Below are 16,612 nucleotides of genomic sequence, written 5' to 3' on the forward strand. Positions count from 1 at the left end.
CCACCCGCACCTCACACAGGAGACACCCCATGAAGCGTGCATTCATCAAGTCGCTGGTCGCCGTCGCGGCCCTGGCCGCCTTCGGCGGCGTGTCCGCGCAGGACATCAAGGAGCACACCTTCAAGTTCGCGACGCAGAACCCCAAGGGCCATCCCATCGTCATGGGCATGGAGAAGTTCGCCGAGATCGTGCAGGCCAAGAGCGGCGGCAAGATCAAGATCAACCTGTTCCCCGGCGGCCAGCTCGGCAGCGACCAGGCCAATGTCACGGCGGTGCAGGGCGGCACGCTCGAGATGGTGTCGATGAACACCGGCATCCTGGCCAGCGTGGCCAAGGAACTGGCGATCGTCGACTTCCCGTTCCTGTTCGCCAATGCGCGCGAGGCCGACGCCGTGATGGACGGCCCGGTGGGCCGCAAGCTGCACGCCAAGCTGGAGGAGAAGGGCATCGTCGGCCTGGCCTTCTGGGAGCTGGGCTTCCGCAACATCACCAACAGCAAGCGCCCGATCAACAAGGTCGAGGACATCGAGGGCCTGAAGCTGCGCGTGATCCCCAACCCGATCAACGTCGACTGGGTCAGGGCGCTGGGCGCCAACCCGACGCCGATGCCCTTCCCCGAGGTGTACGGCGGCCTGGAAAGCAAGGCCATCGACGGCCAGGAGAACCCGCTGACGGTGATCGCCGCCAACAAGTTCTGGGAAGTGCAGAAGCACGTGGCCATCACCAACCACCAGTACAACCCGCAGTCGGTGATCTTCAGCAAGAAGGTCTGGGACACGCTCACCCCGGCCGAGAAGAAGCTGCTTGACGACGCCGCCGACGAGGCCGCGAAGTACCAGCGCCAGCAGTCGCGCGCCGGCATGGCCACCGCGCTGGACGCCATCAAGAAGGGCGGCATGACCGTCACCGAGCTGGCGCCGGCCGAGCTGGTCAAGTTCCGCGAGAAGATGAAGCCGGTGATCGCCAAGCACTCGGCCACCGTGGGCGAGGCTACCGTCGCCGAGGTGATGGCGGAGCTGGACAAGCTGCGCAAGTGACTTCGGCCGGGAAACTGCTGGTCGGGCTGATCGGCCAGGGCATCCAGCGCTCGCTGACGCCCGCGATGCAGGAAGAGGAGGCGCGGGCCCAGGGCCTGCGCCTCCACTACCAGCTGATCGACCTGGACCGCAGCGGCGATGGCCCCGAGGTGCTGCCGGTCCTGCTGTCCGCGGCCCGCACGATGGGCTTCGCCGGCCTGAACATCACCTACCCGTGCAAGCAGGCGGTGATCCCCCTGCTCGACGAGCTTTCGGACGAAGCCGCGGCGATGGGCGCGGTCAACACGGTGGTGTTCCGCGAGGGCCGAGCCGTCGGGCACAACACCGACGGCTCCGGCTGGCGCTGGGGCTTCGAGCGCACGCTGCCGGACGCGGACCTGTCGCACGTGGTGCTGCTCGGCGCGGGCGGGGCCGGTTCGGCCATCGCCCATTCGCTGTGCCGCATGAAGGCGCGCCGGCTCGTGGTGGTGGACCAGGACCTCGCGCGCGCCCAGGCGCTGGCCGACGAGCTGAACCGCCGTCATGGCGGGCAGGCCAGCGGCACGACCGATCCGGCCCGGGCCTTGCAGGGCGCCACCGGACTGGTGCACGCCACGCCCACCGGCATGGACAAGCTGCCGGGCCTGCCGCTGCCGGCGTCGCTGCTGCGGCGCGACCTGTGGGTGTCGGAGATCGTCTACTTTCCGCTCGAGACCGCCTTGCTGAAACAGGCGCGCGCGATCGGCTGCCGGGTCGTCGACGGCGGTACCATGGCCGTGGGCCAGGCGGTGGGCGCCTTCGAGCGGTTCACCGGCCTGGCCGCCGACCCCGCGCGCGTGGACGCGCATTTCCGCCGCCTCGTGGCGGCACGCACCGATTGAGGACCGCACCGATGTCGTCAACGCTGGATCGCGAAGCGATCGTCGAGGCCAGCAACCCGCTGGGCATCGAGGGGATCGAGTTCGTCGAGTACGCCACGCCGCGCCCGCAGGCGCTGGGCCAGGTGCTGGAGTCGATGGGCTTTCGCCCGGTGGCGCGGCACCGCTCGCGCGAGGTGCTGCTGTACCGCCAGGGCGGCATGAACATCGTGGTCAATGCGCATGGCATCACGCCGTCGGTGGACGGGCAGGCGCCGCAGATCGCCGCCGTGGCGCTGCGCGTGCGCGACGCCGGTGCCGCATGGCGCCGTGTCGTCGACCTCGGCGGCTGGCCGGTGCCGGTCAAGGTGCAGCCGATGGAGCTGCACATCCCCGGCGTGCACGGCGCGGGTGCCAGCCGCATCTACTTCATCGACCGCTGGCGCGAGTTCTCCATCTACGACGTCGACTTCGTGCCGATTCCCACGGTGGAGACCCAGGTGCCCGCCGTGGCCGGCCTGCACTGGTTCGGCGTCGTCCAGTACGTGGGCGTGGACCGCAGCGCCGACTGGTGCGAGTTCTACACCTCGCTGTTCGGCTTCACCGTGCTGCCGAGCGAGCAGCGCTTCGGCATCCTGCCGCGCGGCAGCATCCTCGCCAGCCCCTGCGGCAGCTTCTTCCTGCAGCTGATCGAGCCCGACTCGCTGGTGGTGGACGACTCCGGCGAGCGCCTGCAGCGTGTGGCCTTCGGCGCGCCGGACGTGCCGGCCGCCGTGAAGGCGCTGCGTGCGCGCGGCGTCGACTTCGTCGAGACCGACACGCTGCACACCGAGGTGCGCGGCGCGGTGACCCGGCCCCAGCTCGGCGGCGTGATGTTCGAGCTGGTGCATCACGGCGAGGCGAAGGCGTGAACGCGATGCCGGCGCCGCGGGCCGAGCGCAGGGCCGCTCCCAAGCCGGCCCGCATCCCCTCGGGGGATCGGTCGACGTACACGTCGGTCGAGGGGCTGTCATGAAGTCTGCCGAGTACATCGCCGACTTCGGCATGGACACCATTTCGCTGGCCGGGCCGCTGGCGGCCAAGCTGCGCGCGATCCGCGACGCCGGCTTCTCGCAGGTGATGCTGGCCGCGCGCGACCTCGTCGGTCACGCCGACGGCTGGCAGGCTGCGGTGGAGGAGGTTCACGCCAGCGGCCTGCGCGTCACCGGCTTCCAGGTGCTGCGCGACTTCGAGGGCCTGTCGGGGCACCTGCACGACTACAAGGTGGACATCGCACGCTCGATGATCGAGATGTGCGCCGCGCTGCGCAGCCCGATCCTGCTGGCCTGCTCGTCCACCAGCCGGCACGCCACCGGCGACGAGGCCACCCTCGCGCGCGACCTGCGCAAGCTGGCCATGATGGCGCTGCCGCACGGTATCCGGGTGGCCTACGAGGGCCTGTCCTGGGGCCGCCACATCAACGACTGCGTCGGCGCCTGGCGTGTCGTCGAGCGCGCCGACGCGCCCAACCTGGGCATCGGCATCGACTCGTTCCACAGCTTCGCCACGCGCACGCCCACCGAGGTGTTGGCCGAGGTGGACCCGGACAAGATCTACCTCGTGCAGCTGGCCGACTTCATGTGGCAGGAGATCCGCACCGTGGAAGAGCGCATCGAGACGGCGCGCCACTTCCGCGTGTTCCCCGGCGAGGGCGTGCACAGCGACGAGCTGCGCCGGCTGGTGGTGGAACTCGACCGCATGGGCTATCGCGGCGACTACAGCTTCGAGGTCTTCAACGACGACTACACGCAGATGCCGCTGCCGCTGGTGGCCGAGCGTGCGCGCCGCTCGGCCGCGTGGCTGGCCGAGGACGTGCTGCACCGGGCGGTGCCGCTGCCCGACGGCAGCCGGTTGCGCAGCCGCGGCTAGACGCTGACGGGCGCGCAGGCAGGCGCGCCGCCGACCTGGAAGCTGACGAGCGCGCAGGCAGGCGCGCCGCCGACCTAGAAGTTGACGGGCGCGCAGGCAGGCGCGCCGCCGACCTAGAAGTTGACGGGCGCGCCCAGGCGCGCCGCGTCGTGCACCGCCAGCGCCGTGCGCAGCGTGCCCATTGCGTCGCGGCCGCTGCACAGCGGCGCCTCGCGGCCGTCGACCACGGCGCGGAAGTGGCGGAACTGCTCGTCGTACGGGTCGGCGCGCATTGGCGCCACGCGCTGCTGCGCCAGCGGGTCGGCCCAGCCGCGCGCGCCAGGGTAGCGCCACAGCTCCAGCCGTGGCAGCGACAACGAGCCTTCGGTGCCGCACACGTAGATCGCGTCGGCGTCCTGCTGCGGAAAGCGCTCCAGCTCGCCGGCGCCCATGTCGTAGTTCCACGGCGACGGCGTCGCGTCGGACGTCATCAGCGTGGCCAGCGCGCCGCTGGCGAAGCGCAGCAGCACCGCCGCGGTGTCTTCCACCGGGAAGCCGCGCACCGCGCTCGACGTGACGGCCTGCACCTGGGACACCTCGCCCAGCAGGTGGCGCAGGATGTCGATGTCGTGGATCAGGTTGATCAGCACCGGCCCGCCGCCCGGCTCGCGCCGCCAGGCCATCTGGAAGTAGTCGTCGGGCTTGAGCCAGGTGGCCATGGCGTGCGCCGCCACCGGCCGGCCGATGCGGCCCTCGGCCACCCAGGCGCGCGCGGTACGCACCCGCACGCTGTGCCGGCGCTGATGCCCCACCAGCAGCGGCACGCCGGCCGCCTCGGCGCCGGCACACAGCCGCTCGGCGTCGGCCAGCGTGTCGGTGACGGGCTTTTCCATCAGCACCGGCAGGCCGCGCGCGATGCAGTCCAGCCCGATCGCCGCATGCGACGCATTGGGCGTGGCCACCAGCGCCGCGCCGGGGCGCACGCGGTCGAGCAGTTCGGCGTGGCCGGCGAACCAGGGCACGCCGATCGACTCGGCGAACTCGCGCCCGGCCGGTGTCGGGTCGGCGATGCCGGCCAGCGACACGTCGGGATGGCGCAGCATGCGCTCGGCATGGGGCCGGCCGATACCGCCGGCGCCGATGAGTGCGATCGGAAGGCGAGTGGTGGTCATCACTTGAGGGGGGAAAAGGCGAGCGGCACGCAGAGATTGCTCTGCATCGCCGTCAGGTTGGCGGGGCCGCCCTTGGGCGGCCACACGCCCTGGGCCACGGCGTCGGCGCGGATCTTCGCGCGCGCATCGACGCTCTCGTAGGCCCAGATGTTCAGGAAGCGCGGCTGGGTGCCGTCCAGCGCGGCATAGGCGCCCAGGCAGGGGCTCATCGCATGGCGCGCGGGCAGGGCATCCTTCCAGGCGTCGATGGTCTCGGCCAGCTTGCCGTGCCGCAGCGAGTAGGTGCGCAGCTCGTACCACTTGCCGTAGTGGCCGGGCGCGGGCGATGCCAGGAACGGGAACAGCCGGTAGCTCTCGCTCTTCAGCGACACCAGCCACTCGGCACAGCCCAGGGGGTCGGCGTCCATCAGCAGGCGCTGCTTCGCGTCGGCCGCGGCGTTGGCGTCGGCGAACTCGCGCAGCAGGATCACGCGCGACAGGTCGCCGATGTCGGTGGCGAAGGCCCCCAGCAGCGTGCCGCCGGCGGCGGGCAGCCGCTCCTGCAGCGCGGCGTAGACCTTGGCGTTGCTGAAGACCTTGATCTCCAGCGTGGTCAGTTCGTGGATCACGGGCGGGGCGCCTTTCGTTCCAGGTAGAAGGTCACCATGCGGTCGCGGACCGCCTCGAACATGCCGGCGCCGGTCATCGTGCTGCAGCCACGGGCGCGGGCGGCCTCGATCAGCGGCGGCACCGGCGGCATCGTGACCACGTCGCCGACGAAGGTGGTCGGCGCCAGCCGCTGCACCTGCACCGGCAGCGGGTCGCCCGGCTTCATGCCCAGCGGCGTCGCGTTGATGACGAGGTCGAATCCCGTCGGGTCGGTGCTGCCCACCTCGGGCTGCACCGGGCCGTAGATGCGCAGCTTGGCCGCCAGCGCCACGCGGCGCGGCTCGTCGGCCTCGTGCAGCGCCAGCGACGCCACGCCGGCGTCCACCAGCGCATGCGCGATCGCGCTGCCCGCCCCACCGGCGCCCACCAGCAGCACGCGCCGGCCGCGCGGCTCGCAGCCGGCCTTGCGCAGGCCGGCCACGTAGCCCTCGCCGTCGCACATGTCGGCCTCCCAGGTGCCGTCGTCGGCGCGCCGTACCACGTTGGCCGCACCGATGGACTGCGCGCGCGGCGTCACGTGCCGCGCCAGACGCGCGGCGTCGAACTTGTGCGGCACCGTCACGATGATGCCGTCCACGTTGGGCATGCGCTGCGCCATCGCGAAGAACGCCTCCACGTCGGCCGGCCTCACGTGCGCCGGCACCACGATGGCGTCGGCCCCGCGCGCGCGCAGGGCCTCGGTGACGCCGAAGGGCGACTTCACCTGGGCGATCGGATCGCCCACGATGAAGATCACCCGCGTCGCGCCGGAGTAGTCGGAGAACATGCCTTCAGACAGTGGTCGCCGCCCCTCCGGGCGGCAGGCATCACTTGATTTCCTGAAGCGGCGGCAGCGTCGCCGTCACCACCTGGCGACCGCCCTTGACCTCGACCAGGAAGCTCTCGCGGTCGATGTCGCCCTTGTCGTCGAAGCGCACGTCCATGATGATGCCCGGGTACTTGGCCTTCTTGATCACGAGGCCCCGCATCGCCTGCGCCACCGCCTTGCGGTCGATCTTGCCGGCCTTCTCGATCGCGGCCTTCATCGAGTACACGCCCATGTAGCCTTTGATGCCGTTGTGGTCCGGGATGTACTTGTAGGCCTGGTAGAACTTGCCCTTGAACGCCAGCATCTCGGGGCTCGGCGCGTCCACCGTCAGGCCGACGTGGCCGGTGGCGCCGTTGGCCGCGTCACCCGCGAGCTCGATCACCTTCTGGCTGATCAGCACCGTCTCGCCGATGATCGGCTTGTCGTAGCCCTGCTTGCGCAGCTCGCGCAGCGCGCGCGCCGACTCCTCCTCGGTGAGGTACACGAACAGCGCGTCGGCGTTGGCCTGCTTGGACTTGAGCACCGCGGCGGAGAAGTCCACCTGGCCCTGGTCGGTGGCCACTTCCGAGATGATCTTCGTCGGGCCGGTGGCCAGCAGCTTGGCCAGCTGGTCGCGGCCGCCCTTGCCGAACTCGTTATTCTGGTAGATCACCGCCAGCGTCTTGGCCTTGCCCTGGATGTACTTGGCGAGCTTGGGGAACGAGCTGGCCTGGCCGAACGCGGTGCGGAACACGTAGGGGTTGCCCTGGGCGGTGATGGCCGCGGCCTCGCCACCGGTCCAGTTGGGGATCTCGGCGCGGCGCGTCTCGGCCATGCTCACCATGATCGAGCCGGAGAACACCGGGCCGAACACCGCGAACACGCCGTCGTCCACCGCCTTGGCGGCCAGGCCCTTGGCCACGCCGGGCTGGGTCTGCGTGTCGGCCACGGTGCTGACGATCTTCCTGCCGAGGATGCCGCCGCTGGCATTGATCTCCTTCACGGCCAGCTCGACGCCGTCCTTGAAGTAGGTGCCGGCGCTGGCGCCGGCGCCGGAGAGTTCGTAGACGCCGGCGATCTTGATGACGTCCTGCGCCTGGGCGGTGGCGGCGCCGGCCGCCAGGGCGAGCGCCAGCACGGTGCGGCGCGACATGATCTGCTTCATGAATGTCTCCTGCGGGGTGGTGTCGGGCTGAGGAAAAGCCATGGGGTCGAGGGGAACTCGGGCGCAGTGTAATCGCCTTTCTGGACTTGAATTCCACTTTTGAAGTGTGTTTCAATCTCCGCATCTTCCCTAGCCCGCCACGAAGGAGCGCAGATGTCCGGCGTCATGGAGCGCACCCTGGCCATCCTGGAGCGGCTGGCCACCGACGTGGCCGGCGTGCCCCTGGCCACGCTGGCGGACGAACTGGACATCCCGCGCAGCGCCGCGCACCGTCTGCTCACCGACCTGGCCGAGCGCGGCTACGTGCGCCAGTCGCGCGAGCGCGGCCACTACATGCTCACCACCAAGCTGGTGTCGCTGGGGCTGAACTACCTCAAGGCCTCGGGCGTGGTCGACCTCACGCAGCCTATCCTCGACCGCCTGGCCGAGGCCAGCGGCGAGCTGGTGCGGCTGGGCGTCGTGGACGTGGACCACATCACCTGGGTCTCGCTGTCGCAGGGCGCCACCAGCGGGCTGCGCTACGACCCCGACCACGGCATCGACGTGAAGCTGTCGTGCACCTCGTCCGGCCACGCCTGGCTGTCCACGCTGCCCGAGGACGATGCCATCGCGCTGCTGTCGGCGCAGGGGCTGGCCCGGCCGTCGGAGTACGGGCCCAACGCGCCCACCAGCATCGCCGCGGTGATGAAGTGCGTGCGTCAGGCGCGCAAGGACGGCATCGCCTTTTCCACCGAGACCTACGCGCGCGGCCTCAACGCGATGTCCACGCCGGTGATGGCGCCCGGCCACGGCGCGGTCGGCGTGCTGGCGATGTCCGGCCCGTCGGTGCGCCTGACCGAGGCCAAGATGCGGCAGTGGGCGCCCGAGCTGATCGCCGCCGCGGCCGACGTGGCCCGTGCCAGCGCCGCGTCGCCGCTGTTCCGCCGCGCCTACAGCAAGCCCGACCCGGCCCATGTCGCCTGAGCTGCCGGCCGACTGCGACCTGCTGGTCGCAGGTTCCGGCGCTGGCGCGTTGTCCGCGGCCGTGGTCGCGGCGCACCTGGGCCTGCGCGTGGTGGTGCTGGAGAAGGAGCCGCTGTTCGGCGGCACCACGGCGTGGTCGGGCGGCTGGATGTTCATCCCGCGCAATCCGCTGGCGCGCGCCGCCGGCATCGACGAGCCGGTGTCCGAGCCGCGGCGCTACCTGCTGTCGATCTGCGGCCCGCAGTTCCGCGCCGCGCGCATCGACGCCTTCCTGGCGCACGGGCCGGCGGCGGTGCAGTTCCACCTCGACCACACCGCGCTGCGCTTCGTCGACGGCAACGCGATCCCGGACTTCCACGGCCGCGCGCCCGGCGCGCGCAGCGGAGGCCGCTCGGTGTGCGCGGCGCCGTTCGACGGCCGCGTGCTCGGGCCGCACCTGGCGCGGCTGCGCCCGCCGTGCCCGCTGTGGTCGTTCCTGGGCATCAGCATCGGCGGCGACCTGCGCCACTTCCTGCGCGCCGGCCGCGCCTGGGACTCGTTCGCCCACGTCACGCGGCGCGTGCTGCGCCAGGGCTGGGACGTGCTGCGTCACGGTCGCGGCACGCTGCGCATGGCCGGCAATGCGCTGGCCGCGGCGCTGTTCAAGTCGGCGCTCGACGCCGGCGTGTCGCTGCACGAGCGCCATGCCGTGGTCGGCCTGCTGTGCGAGGGCGGGCGCGTCGTGGGCGCGCGCGTGCGCGGGCCCGACGGCCGCGAACGCGAGCTGCGCGCGCGCCGCGGCGTGGTGCTGGCCTGCGGAGGCTTCCCGCACGACGGCGCGCGCAAGGCCGCGCTGTTCCCGCACGCGCCCACCGGCCGCGAGCACTGGTCCGCCGCGCCGGTGGCCAACACCGGCGACGGGCTGAGGCTGGGCGAGGGCGCCGGCGCCGTGGTCGACACGACGGTGGCCCACGCGGGTGCCTGGGCGCCGGTGTCGCTGGTGCCGCTGCCCGGCGGCGGCGTGCAGGCGTTCCCGCACCTGGTGGAGCGGGGCAAGCCGGGGCTGATCGCCGTGGACCGCGACGGACAGCGCTTCGTCGACGAGGCCGGCGACTACCACGGCTTCATGCGCGCGCTGTTCGATCGCTGCGCCACCGCGCACCCGGGCCAGCCGGTGCAGGCCTGGCTGCTGTGCGACCACCGTTTCCAGCGCCGCTTCGGCCTGGGCCATGCGCGGCCGCACCCGCTGCCCGTCGGCGCGGCGCTGCGCTCGGGCTACCTGCAGCGCGCGGACACGATCGAGGCGCTGGCCGCACAGTGCGGCATCGACGCCGCCGGTCTGGCCGCCACCGTGGCCCGCTACAACGACGCCGCCCGCGACGGGCGCGATCCCGAGTTCGGCCGTGGCGAGATTCCCTACGACCGCATGCAGGGCGACCCCGAGCACGCCGGCCCCAACCCCTGCGTCGCGCCGATCGGGCCCGGCCCGTACTACGCCGTGCGCATCGTGCCCGGCAGCCTGGGCACCTTCGCCGGCCTGCAGGTCGACGAGCATGCCCGCGCGCTGGACGCCGAGGGCCGGCCCATCGCCGGCCTGTACGCCGCCGGCAACGACATGAGCAGCGTGATGGGCGGCCACTACCCGAGCGGCGGCATCACGCTCGGCCCGGCGCTGGTGTTCGGCTACATCCTGGCCCACCACGCCGCGGGTCGTCCGCTGCCGATGCCCGGCGAGGGTCCCGACACCTCGTCCGCCACCGCCGTCGCCACGGCACCGCTCGGCGAAGCCGCCCCCGCCTGATCCTCTGCCCATGACCTCCCGCACCTACTCGCTGGCGCAACTCACCGCGCTGCCGTACACCCCGCCGCAGATGGTGGACCTCGCCGCCGCCACCGGCTGCGACGCCTGCGGCGTGCGCCTGCTGCCGGCAGCGCCGGGCGGCGCGCACCACCCGATGACCGGCGGCTCGCCGCAGCTGGCCGAGACCCTGGCGCGCCAGCGCGACACCGGCGTGCGCGTGCTCGACCTCGAGATCATCCGCATCGGCGCGGGCTTCGACGCCCGGGCCCATGGTGCGTTCTTCGAGGTGGGTGCGGCGCTGGGCGCGAAGCACGTGCTGGTGGCCGGCGACGACGCCGACGTGGGCCGCATGACGGCGAACTTCGCCGCGCTGTGCGACGCCGCCGCACCCTTCGGGCTGAGCTGCGACCTCGAGCCGATGCCGTGGTGCCCGGTGGCGTCGGTGCCTGACGCCACGCGCATCGTCGACGGCGCGGCGCGGCCCAACGGCGCGGTGCTGGTGGACGCGCTGCACTTCTTCCGCTCCGCCAGCACGCTGGACGACGTGCGCCGGCTGCCGCGGTCGCGGCTGAACTACGCGCAGATCTGCGACGGTCGCGTGCCCGGCCCCACCACGCCGGAGGGCCTGATCCACGACGCGCGCTGCGAGCGCCTGCTGCCCGGCGAGGGTGGCTTCGATCTGCATGCGCTGTTCGCCGCGCTGCCGGCCGACCTGCCGGTGAGCGTCGAGATCCCGAGCGACACGCGCGCGCCGGCGATGGGCTACCTGGCGTGGGCGAAGGCCGCGGTGGCCGCGTCGCGCCGCGTTCTCGAGGGCCCCGGCGCGTGACGCGGCGCTACACGCTCGCCCCGCTGCAGGCGATGCACTTCACGCCGCCGCAGCTGGCGGCCCTGGCGGCCGACGTCGGGGCCTGGGGCTGCGGCGTGCGGCTGCTGCCCGTGACGCCCGGCGCCGCGTTCTACCCGCTGCACGAGGACCCGCCGATGCTGCGCGAGACCCTGGCCTGCATGGCCGATCGCGGCGTGACGGTGTTCGACCTGGAGCTCGTGCGCATGGTCCCCGGCCTGCGCGTGGCCGACCTGCTGCCGGTGTTCGACGTCGGGCAGCGGCTGGGCGCGAAGGTGGTCAACGTGATCGGCGCCGACCCGGATCCGTCGCGCCTCGCGGCCACGTACGCCGAGCTGTGCGACGCCGCGGCGCGCTTCGGCCTGGGCTGCGACGTCGAGCCGGTGCCCTGGTCGGCGGTGGCCGACGTGCGCATCGCGCGCCGCCTGCTCGAGGCCGTGGACCGGCCGAACATGGGCATCCTGGTGGACGCGCTGCACTGGTCGCGTTCGGACGCCACGCTCGACGACGTGCGTGCGCTGCCGCGGCATTGGCTGCGCTACGCCCAGATCTGCGACGGCCACCTGCCCGGGCCGGCCACGCACAACGGCCTGATCCACGACGCGCGCCATGCGCGCCTGCTGCCGGGTGACGGCGACATCGACCTCGCCGGCCTGTTCGCCTGCCTGCCCGACGACGTGCCGGTGTGCGTGGAGGTGCCCAACGACGCCCGCGCGGCGCAAGTCGGCCACGAGGCCTGGGCGCGCGCGTCGATGGCGGCGTCGCGCGCGCTGCTGGCGGCGCCGTGACTGGCGCCATGCGCCGATTTGACGGGCAGGCGTGCTGCTTATCTTTAAATGCCGCGCAAGGCAGGGCGGGAAACTACGGGAGTGCCAATGACGAGAGGTAGTTGTCATGCCCACCACCGCAGTGCCCGAGATCTCGCCGCCAGCCGGTGCCGCCGACGTGCCGGCGTTCTTCCGGTATCACGGCTTCATGGCACCCGGCGTGAGACTGTTCCGGTCGATCGGATTTCCTGCCAAGTCGACCTGGGTCTCCGTGGCCTTCCTGATCCCCATCCTTCTGCTCAGCTGGGCGTTGTGGCAGGCGGCATCCGTGAGCATCGACTTCTCGGCCAAGGAGAGGCTCGGAGTCGAGTACGCACGCACGCTGATGCCCCTGCTCGACACGATGCAGAACCGCCGTCGCGCAGCCACTGCCCGCGCTGCGGACCTCGACGACGCCCAGCAGAAGGTGGCCAAGGCCGTCGAGGCAGTGGCCGCGGCCGACGCGCGGCTGGGCCAGGCCCTGGGCACCCGCGAAGCCTGGGGCCAGGTGCGTCAACAGGCGCTGGCACTGGCAGCGAAGCCGACGCGCGACACGCCCGTTGAGACGTTTGCCGAGCACACGGCGCTGATCTCGGCGGTGCTGGCCCTGGTCAACGATGTGGCCGACCAGTCGAACCTGACCCTCGATCCCGATGTCGACACCTTCTACCTGATGGACGCGTCGATGTTCAAGCAGCCGCACCTCGTCGAGGTGCTGGGCCAGATGCGGGGCATGGGCAACTCGATCCTTCGCAGCGGCACCATGACCGCAGCCCAGCGCGACCAGATGGCCAGTGCGCTCGCTTTCGCCCTGGCCCACCAGACCGGTCTGGAGAAGTCGCTGCGCCGCGCGGTGTCGGCCGACCCTGCCATCGGATCGGAGATTCATCTGCAGGAGGCGGTCGCCGCCAGCGGGCGCTTCATCGACATGGTCAAGTCGCAGATCCTGTCTAGCGCCCCGGCCGGTGATGCCCCCGCCTTCGTCGCCCAGGCCAACAACGCCATCGCGCTGCACTATGCGGGCCAGGTCAAGACGTTCGACGCTCTCGACGCCCGCATCGAGCGGCGCTTGTCCGGTCTGCAGGCCGCGCTGTACCGGCAGATCGGCATTTCGCTGTTCGGCATCGGCGTGGCGATCTACCTGCTCGTGGCCTTCTACCGTGTCACGCAAGGTGGCATCGGCGAAGTGTCGCGCCAGCTCGACGAGATCTCCCGCGGCAACCTGTCGCTGCGGCCTCGACCCTGGGGCACGGACGAGGTGGCCAGGCTGATGAACACGCTGTCGACCACGCTGGACGCGCTGCGTCGCATCGTCGGACAGGTGCGGGCCAACGCCGGGGAGATCGCCACAGCCAGCGACGAAGTCGCTGCGGCGTCGGCCGACCTGTCGCGCCGTACTGAGGAGACCGCGGCGCAGCTCCAGCGCACTTCGTCGGCCATGCTTCAGATCGGCGCGACGGTCAAGCAGACCGCTGATACCGCGGCAGGTGCGTCGGACATGGTCGGGCGCAACGCAGAGGTGGCCGCCGAGGGCGGTCAGGTGGTGAGTCAGGTCGTCAGCACAATGGACGGCATCCGCGACTCCTCGGGCCGCATTGCCGACATCATCGGGACCATCGACGGCATCGCCTTCCAGACCAACATCCTCGCGCTCAATGCCGCCGTCGAGGCCGCGCGTGCGGGAGAGCAGGGGCGGGGCTTCGCCGTGGTGGCCGCCGAGGTGCGGGCACTGGCGCAGCGGTCCGGCGAAGCGGCGCGCGAGATCAAGGCGTTGATCGGCACCAGTGTCGATCAGGTCGAGTCCGGGGCCAAGGTGGTCTCGCGGGCCGGCGCCACGATGCAGGAGATCGTGGGCAATGCCGAAAGCGTGAAGGTGCTGATCGCCGAGATCAGTCACGGCGCGAGCGAACAGACCGCAGGCCTGGCTGATGTCGGGCGTTCGGTCGAACAACTCGACGCGATGGCGCAGCAAAATACCGCGCTGGTGGAGCAGACTGCGGCCGCAGCGGCATCGCTCAAGGACAACGCGGAGCGCCTCAGCCGCGAAGTGGAGTTCTTCCGGCTGGCCTGACGGTACCGACCGCGGCAAGCGGCCGGATCAGCCCAGCCCCACCGGGGCCGGTGCCGTGTCCACGATGCGGCGGAACAGCGGCGCGTACTCGTCGCTCGCCGGGTGGCCCGTGAGCGGGTCGCGGTTGGCAGCGAAGGCGGCGTCGAGCTCGGCCCAGTCGGCGGCGGTCAGGTGCTCGCGCGCCGCGGGCAGCACGCGGCTGTCTTCCAGCGCCATGTGGCGCAGGTAGTTGTCCACGTACGCGGCGCAGGCCTTCTCGAACGCCTCGCGGCGCGGCTCGCCCATCACCTCGTAGGCCATCAGGCGGTGGCCCAGTTCGCGGATCGCGGCTTCGCCCCGGGCATGGTCGGCGTCCAGCAGGTCCAGCGTGGGCGCGATCGCGGGGCAGCGCTCGCGCAGCCGCGGGAACAGCAGCTGGCTCTCCTTGGTGTGATGCAGGCGTTCGGGAAACTCGTCGACGTAGAACAGCATCGCGCGCAGCACGTCGAACGGCGGCGGCCGGCGGCGGTCGCGCGCCTGGCGCAGCAGCATGTTCATCGAGCGCAGCATCGCCGCGACCGCCACGTGCTCGTCGTTGATCACCTGCAGGGCATGGGGTTGCATCGGGGTGCCTCCGGTCCTGCGACGCATCGTGTCACCGGGACGCGGGCGCGTCCTTGCGACACATCAAGGCGGCCTCGGGCTCAGGCGGCGGCGCGCGCTTCGGCCACGGCGGGCACCTCGCCGCGCGCCCGGGCCGCGGCATGGCGCGAGGCGAGGTAGGCGAACACCAGGCCCGGGCCGAGGGTGATGCCCGGCGCCGGGTACACGCCGCCCATGATCGACTGCATGTCGTTGCCGGCGGCGTACAGCCCGGGGATCGCTCGCCCCTGGCCGTCCAGCACGCGCGCGTCGGCGTCGGTGGCGAAGCCGGTGGCCGCGCCGATGTCGCCGGGGTAGAGCTTCACGGCGTAGAAGGGCGGGCGCTCCACCGGCCCCAGGCTCGGGTTGGGGCCGACCCAGGTGGCGTCGCCGTTGGCGCGCTGGTAGGCGGTGGTGCCGCGGCCGAACTCGGGGTCGGTGCCTTCGCGCCAGTAGCCGTTGAAGCGTTCGATGGTCTGCACCAGGTTCGCCTCGGGCAGGCCGAGCTTGCGCGCCAGTTCGGCCACGCTGCCCGCGCTCGTCACGTAGCCGTCGGCCAGTGCCGATGCCAACCCCATCCCCTTGGGCCGCACCATGCCCAGGCCGTACTTGCGCAGGCCCTCGGCGTCGGTGATCAGATAGGCCGGCACCGACGGACGCTCGCGGTGCGCTGCCTGCATCGCGATGCCGAACAGGTGATACGACGTGGACTCGTTGAGGAAGCGGCGCCCTTCGCCGTCGACGGTGATCGTGCCGGGCTTGGCGCGGTCGAACACAAAGTGCGGGAACACCGCCGTGCTGCCGTCGGCTCGCCGGCGCAGCGACACCGGTGCCCAGAACGCATGCGACAGCGGCTCGGTGCCGCCGCCGCGGCCGTAGACGGCGCCCACTCGCTCGGCCAGGTCGTGCGCGGCGCCGGCATGGCCCGGTGCGCCAGGGCACCAGGCCTCGTTGGCACCGGGCAGCAGGCGCGCGCGGCGCTCGGGGTGGCGGTTGAAGCCGCCGCTGGCCAGCACCACGCCGCCGCGCACCGCGATGCGCCGTGACCGGCCCTGCTGCTCGATCGTGACGCCGTCGACCGGGCCGCCGCCGTCGCGGTGCAGTGCGGTGACGCGCGCCTCGGTCAGCAGCGTCACGCCGCGCTCGCGCAGCGACAGCAGCAACCGGCCGATCAGCGCGTTGCCCATCAGCAGCCGCGTGCCGCGCGGGTGGCGCAGGCGATCGACCAGATGGCGGCCGACGACGCGCGCCACGTACAGCGCCGACTTGAGCGACTTGTTCCAGCCCAGCATGTGCGGGATGTCGTCGCGGTCGACCATCATTCCCTTGAGCACCATGAACTCGGGGATCGGCGGGCGCACGAGGCCGAAGTCCTCGCCGAGCAGGCGGCCGTCGAAGGGCAGCGGCTCGAGCGCCCGGCCGCACAGCGTGGAACCTTCCAGTTCGGAGAGGTAGTCCGGGTGGAACGGGCGGATGCGGTACTTGACGTGCGAGTGGTCCTCGATGGTCTTCACCGCCGCGGCACCGTGGGCGACAAAGGCGTCGCGCAGGCTGCGCGGCGAACGCGCGCCGACAGCGTTGTCGAGGAAACGCGTGGCGTTGTCGGTCGTGTCGTCCCGGTTCACCTGGGGCGCGAGGTGCGTGCCGGGGATCCAGGTGGTGGCCGCGGAGTAGGCCGAGGTGCCACCCACCTGGGCCGTGGACTCCACCAGCAGCACCCTGGCGCCGGCGATCGCGGCGAACAGCGCCGCCGACATGCCTGCGCCGCCGGCGCCCAGCACCACCACGTCGTACTCGGTGTCGTCGGGGATCTGGGTCAGCGGGGTGGGGTAGGGCATGGGGGCGTGTCTTCGAGGATAAAAGTGGAATTGTGTTCCAGTGTGGGGCAGTGTATCACCGTGGTGAGTGTGCGGGCCTCGCTCGCGCTTCGGCGGTTTGAGGTTCGCGGCATGGCCTGCCGGCGCTGGCGCAGCCCGGGCGCGGGCGGGCACG

Annotated in this window: 15 protein-coding genes; 9 read left to right on the plus strand and 6 right to left on the minus strand. The window is 71.9% G+C overall.

Annotated features, from left to right (window positions below; genetic code table 11):
- Window positions 1-29 precede the first annotated feature (29 nt).
- From AC2EAQ_RS16155 to AC2EAQ_RS16170, 4 genes are all read left to right on the plus strand, one after another.
- A complete protein-coding gene (locus AC2EAQ_RS16155; protein WP_484645375.1) occupies window positions 30-1,037 on the plus strand; it encodes a TRAP transporter substrate-binding protein in 1,008 nt (335 codons plus the stop codon).
- Entirely contained in the window at window positions 1,034-1,897 is an 864-nt protein-coding gene (locus AC2EAQ_RS16160) for a shikimate dehydrogenase (protein ID WP_484645376.1), read from the plus strand. The genes AC2EAQ_RS16155 and AC2EAQ_RS16160 overlap by 4 nt, the downstream gene beginning before the upstream one ends.
- 11 nt (window positions 1,898-1,908) lie before the next feature.
- The gene (locus tag AC2EAQ_RS16165; RefSeq protein ID WP_484645377.1) at window positions 1,909-2,784 is read left to right on the plus strand and encodes a 4-hydroxyphenylpyruvate dioxygenase; all 876 of its coding nucleotides are present in this window, start codon (window positions 1,909-1,911) and stop codon (window positions 2,782-2,784) included.
- A gap of 100 nt (window positions 2,785-2,884) precedes the next feature.
- Window positions 2,885-3,781, plus strand: coding sequence for a sugar phosphate isomerase/epimerase family protein (locus tag AC2EAQ_RS16170; RefSeq protein WP_484645378.1), 897 nt, complete (start codon window positions 2,885-2,887; stop codon window positions 3,779-3,781).
- A 113-nt stretch (window positions 3,782-3,894) separates the two neighbouring features.
- Here the strand turns inward: AC2EAQ_RS16170 and AC2EAQ_RS16175 are convergent, their stop codons facing one another.
- Genes AC2EAQ_RS16175 through AC2EAQ_RS16190 form a run of 4 tightly spaced genes read right to left on the minus strand, consistent with a single transcriptional unit; the run spans window position 3,895 to window position 7,532 of the window.
- Window positions 3,895-4,932 (minus strand): Gfo/Idh/MocA family protein, encoded by a 1,038-nt coding sequence (locus tag AC2EAQ_RS16175; RefSeq protein WP_484645379.1) that lies wholly within the window; start codon window positions 4,930-4,932, stop codon window positions 3,895-3,897.
- Window positions 4,932-5,540 carry an NIPSNAP family protein gene (locus tag AC2EAQ_RS16180; RefSeq protein WP_484645380.1) on the minus strand — a complete coding sequence of 203 codons (609 nt, stop codon included), beginning with the start codon at window positions 5,538-5,540 and terminating at the stop codon, window positions 4,932-4,934. Before AC2EAQ_RS16180 ends, AC2EAQ_RS16175 begins: the two co-directional genes overlap by 1 nt.
- Window positions 5,537-6,346: a shikimate dehydrogenase family protein gene (locus tag AC2EAQ_RS16185; RefSeq protein WP_484645381.1), complete on the minus strand. Its 810-nt coding sequence runs from the start codon at window positions 6,344-6,346 to the stop codon at window positions 5,537-5,539. The genes AC2EAQ_RS16180 and AC2EAQ_RS16185 overlap by 4 nt, the downstream gene beginning before the upstream one ends.
- Before the next feature lie 40 nt (window positions 6,347-6,386).
- The gene (locus AC2EAQ_RS16190) at window positions 6,387-7,532 is read right to left on the minus strand and encodes an ABC transporter substrate-binding protein (RefSeq protein ID WP_484645382.1); all 1,146 of its coding nucleotides are present in this window, start codon (window positions 7,530-7,532) and stop codon (window positions 6,387-6,389) included.
- A 153-nt stretch (window positions 7,533-7,685) separates the two neighbouring features.
- Between AC2EAQ_RS16190 and AC2EAQ_RS16195 the strand changes: the two genes are divergently transcribed.
- From AC2EAQ_RS16195 to AC2EAQ_RS16215, 5 genes are all read left to right on the plus strand, one after another.
- Window positions 7,686-8,495 (plus strand): IclR family transcriptional regulator, encoded by an 810-nt coding sequence (locus tag AC2EAQ_RS16195; RefSeq protein WP_484645383.1) that lies wholly within the window; start codon window positions 7,686-7,688, stop codon window positions 8,493-8,495.
- The gene (locus AC2EAQ_RS16200; RefSeq protein WP_484645384.1) at window positions 8,485-10,275 is read left to right on the plus strand and encodes an FAD-dependent oxidoreductase; all 1,791 of its coding nucleotides are present in this window, start codon (window positions 8,485-8,487) and stop codon (window positions 10,273-10,275) included. Before AC2EAQ_RS16195 ends, AC2EAQ_RS16200 begins: the two co-directional genes overlap by 11 nt.
- Before the next feature lie 10 nt (window positions 10,276-10,285).
- A complete protein-coding gene (locus AC2EAQ_RS16205; RefSeq protein WP_484645385.1) occupies window positions 10,286-11,104 on the plus strand; it encodes a sugar phosphate isomerase/epimerase family protein in 819 nt (272 codons plus the stop codon).
- On the plus strand, window positions 11,101-11,910 hold the full coding sequence (locus AC2EAQ_RS16210; protein WP_484645386.1) for a sugar phosphate isomerase/epimerase family protein: 810 nt from the start codon (window positions 11,101-11,103) through the stop codon (window positions 11,908-11,910). The genes AC2EAQ_RS16205 and AC2EAQ_RS16210 overlap by 4 nt, the downstream gene beginning before the upstream one ends.
- A gap of 106 nt (window positions 11,911-12,016) precedes the next feature.
- Window positions 12,017-13,999, plus strand: a complete 1,983-nt coding sequence (locus AC2EAQ_RS16215; protein ID WP_484645387.1) for a methyl-accepting chemotaxis protein — start codon at window positions 12,017-12,019, stop codon at window positions 13,997-13,999.
- 27 nt (window positions 14,000-14,026) lie between these two features.
- Here the strand turns inward: AC2EAQ_RS16215 and AC2EAQ_RS16220 are convergent, their stop codons facing one another.
- Window positions 14,027-14,602 (minus strand): hemerythrin domain-containing protein, encoded by a 576-nt coding sequence (locus AC2EAQ_RS16220; RefSeq protein WP_484645388.1) that lies wholly within the window; start codon window positions 14,600-14,602, stop codon window positions 14,027-14,029.
- 80 nt (window positions 14,603-14,682) lie between these two features.
- Complete coding sequence (locus AC2EAQ_RS16225) at window positions 14,683-16,458, minus strand: FAD-dependent oxidoreductase (RefSeq protein ID WP_484645389.1); 1,776 nt, start codon at window positions 16,456-16,458, stop codon at window positions 14,683-14,685.
- Window positions 16,459-16,612 lie beyond the last annotated feature (154 nt).

It is taken from the genome of Aquabacterium sp. T101 (assembly GCF_057219775.1).